8 protein-coding genes are annotated in these 10,207 nt (G+C 43.6%); 3 read left to right on the forward strand and 5 right to left on the reverse strand.

The window, feature by feature from the left end:
- The coding region (locus A3739_RS03280; protein WP_304440248.1) for a P-II family nitrogen regulator at positions 1 to 90 on the reverse strand (90 nt) is incomplete at its 3' end.
- A 156-nt stretch (positions 91 to 246) separates the two neighbouring features.
- Between A3739_RS03280 and A3739_RS03285 the strand changes: the two genes are divergently transcribed.
- The 3 genes from A3739_RS03285 to A3739_RS03295 all read left to right on the forward strand — a co-directional run bounded on the left by A3739_RS03285 (position 247) and on the right by A3739_RS03295 (position 4,845).
- Positions 247 to 1,401, forward strand: a complete 1,155-nt coding sequence (locus A3739_RS03285) for an MFS transporter (RefSeq protein WP_068473140.1) — start codon at positions 247 to 249, stop codon at positions 1,399 to 1,401.
- Between the two features lie 202 nt (positions 1,402 to 1,603).
- Complete coding sequence (locus A3739_RS03290) at positions 1,604 to 3,454, forward strand: DUF1302 domain-containing protein (RefSeq protein ID WP_068477706.1); 1,851 nt, start codon at positions 1,604 to 1,606, stop codon at positions 3,452 to 3,454.
- A gap of 47 nt (positions 3,455 to 3,501) precedes the next feature.
- Positions 3,502 to 4,845, forward strand: a complete 1,344-nt coding sequence (locus A3739_RS03295) for a DUF1329 domain-containing protein (RefSeq protein ID WP_068477704.1) — start codon at positions 3,502 to 3,504, stop codon at positions 4,843 to 4,845.
- 444 nt (positions 4,846 to 5,289) lie between these two features.
- Here A3739_RS03295 and A3739_RS03300 read toward each other — a convergent pair whose 3' ends face one another.
- The 4 genes from A3739_RS03300 to A3739_RS03315 form a co-directional block, all read right to left on the reverse strand.
- Positions 5,290 to 6,192 (reverse strand): acyltransferase, encoded by a 903-nt coding sequence (locus A3739_RS03300; RefSeq protein ID WP_068477703.1) that lies wholly within the window; start codon positions 6,190 to 6,192, stop codon positions 5,290 to 5,292.
- A 79-nt stretch (positions 6,193 to 6,271) separates the two neighbouring features.
- Positions 6,272 to 6,601, reverse strand: a complete 330-nt coding sequence (locus tag A3739_RS03305) for a YkvA family protein (protein WP_068477701.1) — start codon at positions 6,599 to 6,601, stop codon at positions 6,272 to 6,274.
- 3 nt (positions 6,602 to 6,604) lie between these two features.
- Entirely contained in the window at positions 6,605 to 9,028 is a 2,424-nt protein-coding gene (locus A3739_RS03310; RefSeq protein ID WP_068477699.1) for a hypothetical protein, read from the reverse strand.
- Positions 9,029 to 9,117: 89 nt separating this feature from the next.
- Positions 9,118 to 10,207: response regulator (locus A3739_RS03315; RefSeq protein ID WP_156502306.1), on the reverse strand; the 1,090-nt coding region annotated here is incomplete at its 5' end.

Genomic DNA, 10,207 nt, shown 5'->3' on the forward strand with positions numbered 1-10,207 from the left:
GATGGTCATACCCGCTAAGCCAATGTCAGTTAAAGCGGTGCGAACGTCTTCTAACTTAAATGGCTTAATCACTGCAGTGATTAGTTTCATAAGGGACATCTCCAAAGGCAAACTTAATCTGTTTGCTTATTTATTGTTAAGACTAATAGTTTTAATAATTTTTATAATTATGTGCGCGCCCTTTTCAGAGCAGTGATAAGCTAATCAACTTGTTATAACAATTCAAGCGATTACAAACACTTACCCATGCTGCAGGTCAAACTTTCCGTTTTTTACTTCGTATACTTCGCATTACTTGGAGTGATGGCGCCTTATCTAGGGCTGTTTTTAGAAAGTGAAGGATTTTCAGCTGCAGAAATCGGTCAGCTGACGGGCTTGTTGATGGCGACGAAAGTGATTGCTCCTAATGTTTGGGGTTTGATCGCAGATCGCACACAAAAGCGTTTGTTGCTAATAAGACTCGGTGCATTTTTAACGCTGGTCTCTTACCTCGGATTTTTCTTTGCTGAAAGCTTTTGGTATTACGCATTGATGATTATTGCGTTCAGCTTTTTTTGGAATGCCATCTTGGCGCAGTTTGAAGTTATTACCTTACATAACCTGGGTGCTGATGTTGATCGCTACAGTTTGGTCAGAGTCTGGGGCTCTATTGGTTTTGTTGTTGTGGTTATTGCGCTTGGATATATTTTTGAAGAACGCGGGGTTGGGCTATTTCCCATAGCGCTGTTAATTATTATGTCGGGTATCGCGTTATCTACGTGTATGCGCTTTGATGAGCCAGTGGCACAACAAGGCCATGAGATATCTCATTCTCTGAGTGAAGATCTGAAGCGCAATCGCGCTTACTTATTTTTCGTAATTTGCTTTTTGCTTCAGTTTTCACATGCGGCTTATTACTCCTACTTTAGTTTGTATATGGAGCAACTCGGTTATGACAAGCTGAGCATTGGTATTTTTTGGGCCTTGGGAGTTATTGCCGAAGTTGCGCTGTTTTTTGTTATGCACCATTGGCATCGTAAACATGCAGTGCCTCTGATTATGGGCATCGCTCTTTTATTTAGCGCACTGCGATGGGCGATGATAGCTGGAGCAAGCGAGTATGTTCTTGTGCTCGTTATTGCACAGTTGCTTCATGCTTTTTCATTTGGTGCTATGCATGCGGTTTCTATCCGTTTTGTGCATGAGCATTTTCACGCCAAGAACCAAGGAAGGGCGCAAGCTTTATATAGCAGTCTTGGATTTGGTTTAGGTGGCTTTGTTGGTGCTTTTGTCATTGCTGCGTTGGTTGAAGAGTCAGGTTACGCAAATCTTTTTTGGATTAGTTCACTGATTGTGTGTTTTGCCCTTTTCGTTTTGAGCCTTTTTTGGACTTCTTTCGTACGAGATCACAAAGTTCGGTAAGCGATTGAAAAAAAAATTTTTTAAATTGGGCGAATATCAAAATTGTGTCTATGCTTTTTTTAATGGACTAAGTCTGCCGAGCGAATACTTGTTGTAGGCTGACTAAAACTATGAAAGATTTTCCTAGCCTTTTTTACCCCTGCTCAGGTTAGAAAAGTACTACGTCGCAAGTATTGCGACTGAAATTACGGAGTAGCGTTCGATGACAAAAAAAATACAGTTGTCGCGACAAATGCGTAAGATGCCATTGGCTCTTGCTGTTGCGGCTGCATTCTCTACACCAACTTCTGCTGTTCAGTTCTACATTGGTGATTATGAAGCCAGTATTGATACCACCTTGTCTGCAGGTGCGAGTTGGCGTTTAGAAGATCCCCATCCATATAACGTTGGTTTGGGTAACGGTTACTACGCCTCTTCAGGGGCAAAATATGAAGCCTTGGGCGCCTCAATTAACAGTGATGATGGCAACCTAAACTTCGAGAAAGGCGATACCTTCTCTGAAACCATTAAAGGTAGCACTGATTTCTTAATTCAAGGCGATAGCTTTGGTGCTTTTGCGAGAGTGCGTTATTGGTATGACTTTGTTCTTGAAGATGAGAAGTTTGCGAATGATGGTGTTAACCCGACACGTACTTTGAGTAAAGACGGTCAAGATAATGCATCCGATATAGAGCTAATGGATGCTTATGTCTTTGGTGACTTCTATTTGGGTGACATGCCTTTAAGTGTTAAAGCGGGCAAGCAAGTTGTGAGTTGGGGTGAGTCTACCTTTATTATCAACGGTATTAACGTGATTAACCCAGTTGATTTGCCAGCGTTTAGAGCGCCGGGTGCCGAAATTAAAGATGCCTTGTTGCCAGTGAATATGTTGTATTCTTCGTTAGGTTTGACTGAAAACGTCAGCTTAGAAGCGTTTGTCCAATTGGAATATGAAAAGACACGCATTGACGATTGTGGCACGTTCTTCTCAAGCGTTGACTACGTGGCAGATGGTTGTGGTCCTGTGTATGCAGCAAACCAACGCCCGCAAAATGAAAACCAACTAAGTGGTCTTGCAGTCAGTCGTGGTGGCGATATTCTTCCGCCAGATACTGATCAGTATGGTGCGGCGGTACGTTGGTATGTGCCTGAACTGAATGATACCGAATTTGGTTTTTACTACATTCAGTACCATAGCCGTTTCCCTAATGTGAGTGGTAAAGCTTCTCAAGTTGGCGCTCCTACTACGGCGGAATATCAGATTGAATATGCTGAAGACATTAAACTTTACGGTATTAGCTTCAATACAACCACCCCGGGTGGCGTGTCTTTGAGCGGTGAATATAGCTTTAAAGAAGATATGCCATTGCAGTTCAACTCACAGGATCTTCTGTTTGCTGCTATCGGCGATGCTTATTCTCCTGTATTTCAAAGAAGAGTCTCTGATTCCAATAACGATGGCTCCATTACCGATGCAGATTTTTCGAGTTTCGCAGGTCAGTCAACGCAAGGTTTTGATCGCTATAATGTGTCGCAATTACAATTCACGGGTATCTCGTTTATTGACCAAGTTTTGGGTGCAAGCCGTCTAGCGCTTGTGGGCGAAATTGGTGCGACCTATGTGCACGATCTACCAGACGTAACCGAAATCCGATATGGTCGTTATGACCAAGCTGGTTTTGGCTTGCCTTCTGTTGATGGTGATCCAACTGATGTATTTACCCCTCTTCAGTATTGCCAATCACAGACGCCTCAGGGTGTATGCGACAACGAAGGTTACACAACTGACTTGTCATGGGGCTATCGAGCGCGTGCGGCATTAACATATAATGACGTCTTCGCTGGTGTGAACTTAACGCCAACGCTCTCTTATTCTCACGATGTAGATGGTTATGCTCCGGCTCCAGGTGCGAACTTCATTGAAGGTCGTCAAACCATTGGACTTTCAGTTGCAGCCGACTACCTTAATCAATATCAAGCGAAGTTAGGTTATACAACATACTTCGGAAATACTCGTTTGAACCCGCTAAGTGATCGTGACAACGTATCTCTCAGTGTTTCTTATTCTTTCTAAGTTAATCGCTAGTCTGGACGCAACCGGATTTAACGAGGTTATATTTAATGAGACTTAAAAAATCTTTATTAGCAGTTGGTATTATGTCAGCTGCAATTGCTAGCTCCTCAGCGTTTGCAAAGGAGCTCGGTGGTGATCTAACACCAATTGGTGCAGAAAAAGCCGGCAATGCTGACGGCTCGATTCCTGCATGGACAGGTGGTTTAACGACATCTCCTGCGGGATACACAGCTGGCGGCGATTATGTTGACCCTTTTGCTGATGAAAAGCCTTTGTTCGTGATCTCAAAAGCGAATGTTGGCGAATATGCGGATAAGTTGAGTGAAGGCCAAAAGGCGATGCTCAACAATTACGACACCTATACCATCCCTGTCTATACATCTCATCGTACAGCAGCATATACGGATGATGTAGTTGAGTATGCGAAAGCGAATGCCGCAAACGCTCAACTGATTAAAGATGGTAACGCACTTTCTAATGTGCAAGGTGTTGTTCCGTTCCCAATCCCAGATAGTGCTTTAGAAATTATTTGGAACCATATTTTGCGTGCACGTGGTGGTAGTTTTGAGCGTAACTCTATTCAAGTGACTCCTACTGCCGGTGGTACTTATCAACCAGTAAAATTCTATGAAGAGTTTTCTGAACGTCATGATTTGAGAGACTTTGCTGAGAACAAAGACGATAACGTTATGTTTTACTTCAAGCAGGTTGTTACGGCGCCAGCTCGTTTAGCAGGCAACGTTTTGCTTGTGCACGAGACCATCGATCAGGTTGCTGAACCGCGTCGTGCTTGGATATATAACTCTGGTCAGCGTCGTGTTCGTCGTGCTCCTCAGGTGGCGTATGACGGTCCGGGTACAGCAGCTGATGGACTTCGTACATCTGATGGTTTTGATATGTACAACGGTGCACCAGATCGATACAACTGGGAGCTTCTAGGCAAGAAGGAAATGTACATTCCTCGCAACTCTTTCAAGCTAGATGATAAGTCCCTGACATATGCAGATATCGTTAAGCCTGGTCACCTCAATAGCGATTATGCGCGTTATGAATTAGCTCGTGTTTGGGTTGTTGAAGGTACCTTGAAAGAAGGTGAGCGTCATATCTACTCCAAGCGTACTTTTTACATAAATGAAGATACTTGGGGTATTGCTGTTGCTGATCATTATGATGGTCGTGGCGACTTATGGCGTCATGCCGAAGCGCATAGTAAGCCTTTCTATGATCGCAGCATTACGCTCACTACTATTGAGTCTGTACACGACTTATTATCTGGTCGTTACATAGCGAATGGTATGGTCAACGAGGAGCCAAGCCGCTATAACTTCGACAAGACCTTTGCAAGCAAAGACTTTACACCTGCTGCATTGCGTCGCTCAGCGCGTCGTTAACACGTAGCCAAAGATAAAAAAACCGGATCGTTTTGGCGATCCGGTTTTTTTATACGCGAATGAAAGTTATAAGCATGTCAGTTTCTTTCTTTCCTATCGGATAACTCGGCGATACTTTACTTGTCTCTTCTATGCTTGGGCTCTTTGTCTTACTTCAAGCATTCATACGTCCCGATCATTTGTCTGTAGCTGATCGTTTTAGACAGCTCTATTTGGCTCAAACCTTTGTTTCGTGACGGTGGTGCTGGGCAAGATCATTCATGTGATCTCTGCTATCTAGGGGGGCGTGAGCTCGATAAGATACATTGTTAATAGACTCACATTGTATGTATTAAAATGGGATTGATGGTTGAATTACTTGGTGCTGATATGAAAAGACCCAGCGAAGGCTAGGTCTATTTCTTAACTAATTTTTGCAAGGCCTTATCGGTTTGCTCTTAATCCTTAGTTTTCGTGCTGAGCTTTTAAGTTTGCGATATGCTGATCTTTTTCGACCCATAGCTCGTTAACCCAGGCTTGGAATTCAGCCTTAAATTCAGCATCACTGGTGTAGTCTTTACCCAGAAACTGCTTTGGAATGTCGACTTTTCGAACATCCACTACCACTGTACTGACCTTTCCACAAAACATATCCCAGATATTTTTTGGGCTATTTGGGTATAGCACTGTCACGTCTAGCATGGTGTGCATCACTTCACCCATGCTTCCTAGCACGAATGCAGCGCCACCCGCTTTGGGTTTTAATAGGTGTTCAAAAGGTGAATCTTGTTTTGCGTGCTTTTCGGGTGTCAGGCGGGTGCCTTCCATAAAGTTGAATACAGATACCGGCGTATATTTAAACTTTTCGCATGCTGCTCTTGTTACTTCTAAGTCTTTACCTGCTAACTCGGGATTCTTCTTAATCTGCGCTGGCGTTGATCGCTTCATAAATGGGAAATCGAGCGCCCACCAACATAAGCCAAGCAGTGGAACCCAAATAAGTTCTTGCTTAAGGAAGAACTTAAGCATTGGAATTTTGCGGTTAAATACTTTCTGAACGACAGGAATGTCGGCCCAAGACTGATGATTACAATTAACAAGATACCATTCGTCCTTGCTTAGCCCATCTAGCCCCGTTACATGCCAGTCCATTTTTAGGAATAAAGTGAATAGGCTGCTGTTTACTCCAATCCAAAAGGTAGCGATTTGGATCGCGATTTTTGTGCAAATTTTGCTAAGAAATGAAAGTGGCAAAATAAATTTTAGAAGTGCCACCGACATTAAGAATGGGAAACACACAATGGTATTAAGAATAATGATCAGAACGATCAATACGCCGCGAACAACTCCGGGTAAAAAACTGAACATCGGATACCTCTTCTTTTATTTTTAGCGCAGTCTAGCGATCCGAGAAATCTGAATCAACCGCTGTAAGGTGAAGAAGCTGTTATGGAATGATTTGCTCCGCTTTGTCGGCAGCCTTTTGTTTGTTTTCGTCCGTGATATGGCCTGCGAGCGCTGAGATTGCAGCAATCATGACGCCTAAATCATCGGTATAGCCTAGTACGGGTGTAAGATCAGGGATGCCATCGATAAAACTAATGAAGTAGGCCAGAGCCCCAGTGATAACGCCTTTGCACCACGTAGGTGTTTTGGGGTCGCGCATGGTGTAGTAGAGTAGCAGCGCTTTTTCGATGGTTTCGCGACCTGCAGATTTATAAGCGCGTTTCAGCTTATCCCGAAACGCTTCTTTGGTGATCGCTGGTGGTTTGCTCATGCGCTAATTGTCGAAGGTCGGACTAAGATCTTGGTCTAACTGTGCGAACACTAGTCCAAGAGCATTATCCTGTAGCCAGAGCAAATTAATTAATTTGACTGTCTTGCCTGTCGCGCCATCTTCTCTTGCCGCGAAACCTCGCAGTGTTAACGCATCCCCACCGATATTGAAGACTATTTCTACTTGGCCTTTGTCGAGTGAGCATGATGCACTGTTATAGTTGGTCGTGCTTGAAATAACTGGCATTGAAAGCGTGCCGTTGCTGCTCAGGTCATGCTCGACCGATACCGATTGCAAACCGAGAGTTGCCCTGCAGCCGCTGCCATCCTCTTCTAAACTTAAGCGCGATTCATTTACATTTGCTAGACGATGCTTATCTGCATCCATATAGAAATAATTTCCACTCAATGTGAAATCAAGAGGCGTGCTACTTAGGGTGATATCATCGTTACGAGCCTTAGTGGCGATGATAAGGCTGCGTGATGCGCTATTGTTTGATGTGTCGCGGGTTGTGAAAGCTAAGTGCTGGCCATTTTCAGTCATATGCCCAATTGCTCGGTCAGAGCCTGTTCCCAGAGTAAGCAATCCAAAAGTATCGAGAGTGCCGCTGCCGCCTTCGTAGAGATCTAGGCTCCGGCTACCGCTCAAACCTCCAGTCTGTTGCTGTGCCGCACTAAAGGCCATGTCTTTATCTCGCGCTAATTCCCACGTGCGATAAAAATCACTTGGTGAATTAGGTTGACTCTCTGATACGCTTCTTCCGATTAAACTCCACTCTTTTAATTGTGCTGTAACCTGAACTGGTTTTCGAACTGTGTCGAGCGTATTGGTATCCATTGCAATGCCAAATTCAATAACGTCATAGTCTCCTGTAATAACATCTTCACTCACTGTTTCCGGAGTTCTTAAACCATGAAGCTCCCAAGAGAAATAACGTAGTTTTTCAGCAATATCACCACGTTCAAATTCTTGAGTGGCGCTGTCCTGAGTGACGTCATAAATGCTTGCAAAGCCATAACCTGCACCGGTGAGCCAAGTAGGACTATCGCCGTAATCCACCGGCGGCTCAAAGTCTAGCTCCGTTAAAATAGTATTAGGCTCTTGTTCATTGACGCGATAGAGTTTGTAGTACACAGGGTTGTAGTCGTAACCATATAACCGACTGCCCCCAGTGTTGCGTTCGGTCACGATTTGAGCAATTGCACGGTCATTCAAAAAGAAACCCTGTGTGCTTAAATGTGTCCCGTTAACAAGCGTGCCCTCGTTTTCATCTGTTTCTAGTTCGGTTGTGAAATACCTATAACGATTCTCAGGGCGATTCGGCTCTGTAGTAGCGGTGACATTCGTTGTTTTGAAGCGAAGCGTAGACATTCGTATAGGAATGTTGGGTAGTAAGTCATCGTAACGAAAATCTAGATAGAAAGAATTATTGATTAGTTGCGGGAAGGATTGGCTATCGTCACCGCTACCTAAATCTGTACTTAATGTTAAAAGTTTGTTGTAACGCGAATCATTCTCGAGATCTTCAATAAATCCCATGCCGAAAATTAGTGAGTTGAAAGTCAAAGCGGGTCGCAGCCTCTCGTATATTTCAGTGCCATTTATTTCTGGGTTGAGCTCCGTGTCATATGACTCTCGTACAGTCCCTTTTGCGATAGGGGAGTCTTCTCGAATAATTTCACCAACCGCAGTATCAATATGAATCATTAAATCTGATTCGCCTCGCAATAATGCTAGGACTTCATCTGCTTCTTGGGATGGTTGAATTAAATCGTCGTATTCATAAATTCTTGCGGTATCAGAAATAAATGAAAGTAGACGCGATTTAGCGCGGTGTTGCGTTTCACAATCAGGATTGACGCCAGAGCACGGCCGATGTTTGTTTAATTCATCACGAGAGTTGATCTTGTCGAAGAAACGCTCAACAGCCAAGTGAGTACCAAAGCCGACGGTAATTGATTGATCTACACTTTCTACACGTCGCAATGGTGCGTAAAGTACATCGCCATTTTGATATTCAGCCCGCACCACGTGATCGATTTGGGGCTCGAAATTCGTTTCGAATTCCAGCTTACACCCGGGGGCATTTTCTTTTCCCGTCTCAGATCGCTTTACTGATGCGTATTCCGGAAAACTAGATGACACTCTAAATTCCGTCATATCAAAGTCGAGCCGAACAACAGAAATATTTCCGCACGGAATGTTATCGTCCACCAAAATAGGTGCAGTGTTCGATGAGAACCCGCGTTGATGCATTCTGGCAGTGCCTTCAACAGTAATCGCAGCAGTGACGACATCTCTTGCTGGGTCAGTAGAAGGTTTGTTGAAAGTGGAACCGCCGCCCCCGCCTGGACCAGCGATACCACACGCGTTCAGAGTGATAATTGATGAGAGAAGAAGAGCGTACCGTACAGTTTTAGATGACATACGAAGGCAACAGAATTCTGACTAAATACAAAAATTGATCATAGCACGAGGCGAAAGGTTTGCGCTTGAACTTGTCGTGTTTTTTTAATTTAGCTTTCTGTTATCTCGGACTCGTTTTGTTGTGAGGCTGAAAAGTCATCTGTACTTTCAAACCAAAACTCTAACTCATTAATTGCTTGAATGGTTTGTTGTGTTTTTAGCAATACGATGTTGGCGGGCTCTTCAGTTTTGATGGCGATTTCTGCCTGCTTTACTGCGTGTCTTAACTTTGGTGTGCCACAAAGTAAGCTCAAACCATGCAGTTTATGCACGTAATGTCCAAGTTGTTCCGTGTCGTTATTCTCCATTGCCATTTCCAAGTCCGAACGAGTGCTGGGCAATACGGCGATTAGATTATTGGTAAAGTCTTTCGCGAGTTCCGAATTGTTATTGCAGAGGTATACCGCTTCATTCCAATTGAAAGCTTGTATTTCAGCGGAAACTTTCGGTTCATCTTGCACCGGGTTTTCAATCGCGAGTTCGGGCAGATACTTTTTAATGGTCTCAGCGAGTTTTTGCTCGTTTAAAGGTTTGGTCAATAGATCTACAAAACCTTGCTCAATGAATGCATCCTTTTCATTTGGTAGGGCAAAAGCAGTCAGGGCTATGATTTGGTTGTGATCGTAATAATTACTAAGGGTTTTGATACGCTTCATGCCTTCAATGCCATCCATGTCCGGCATTTGAATATCCATCAGAATAAGTGGGTAATATTGCTTCTTACATAAATCGATTGCTTGCTCAGCACTATCGGCTAAATCAATATCAATGCCCATTTCTTTTACGAGCGCCTTAACCAGGCTCAAGTTCATTTCATTGTCATCGACGGCCAGAATCGTCGCATTATTCGCAAAATGAGGCAGAGCATATTCCTCGGCATGGTCTGAGGTAATGCCTTTGTTTAAAGCCGATACTAAACTTTGCGATAAATTCGTGTAGGTAGCGGGCTTTGTCATATGCACGCTAATCTGTCGCAGTATTTTATAGTCGTAATGTAATAGCGATGGGGTATAGGTAAGAATGTTGATGTCTAAGGCATTTACACATTTAAAAGCTTGGTAAATACATTCTTCTTCGAGTTCTTTATCGCTTAATGAAATAAGAGCGAAGCGATTAGTTTGTGTGTCGTTCTTTCCGTCT

The organism is Oleiphilus sp. HI0067 (assembly GCF_001635735.1).

Coding starts and splice junctions, on each gene's coding strand:
- A3739_RS03285 (WP_068473140.1), top strand. CDS start 247: ATGCTGCAGGTCAAACTTTCCGTTTTTTACTTCGTATACTTCGCATTA.
- A3739_RS03290 (WP_068477706.1), top strand. CDS start 1,604: ATGACAAAAAAAATACAGTTGTCGCGACAAATGCGTAAGATGCCATTG.
- A3739_RS03310 (WP_068477699.1), bottom strand. CDS start 9,028: ATGTCATCTAAAACTGTACGGTACGCTCTTCTTCTCTCATCAATTATC.
- A3739_RS03300 (WP_068477703.1), bottom strand. CDS start 6,192: ATGTTCAGTTTTTTACCCGGAGTTGTTCGCGGCGTATTGATCGTTCTG.
- A3739_RS03305 (WP_068477701.1), bottom strand. CDS start 6,601: ATGAGCAAACCACCAGCGATCACCAAAGAAGCGTTTCGGGATAAGCTG.
- A3739_RS03295 (WP_068477704.1), top strand. CDS start 3,502: ATGAGACTTAAAAAATCTTTATTAGCAGTTGGTATTATGTCAGCTGCA.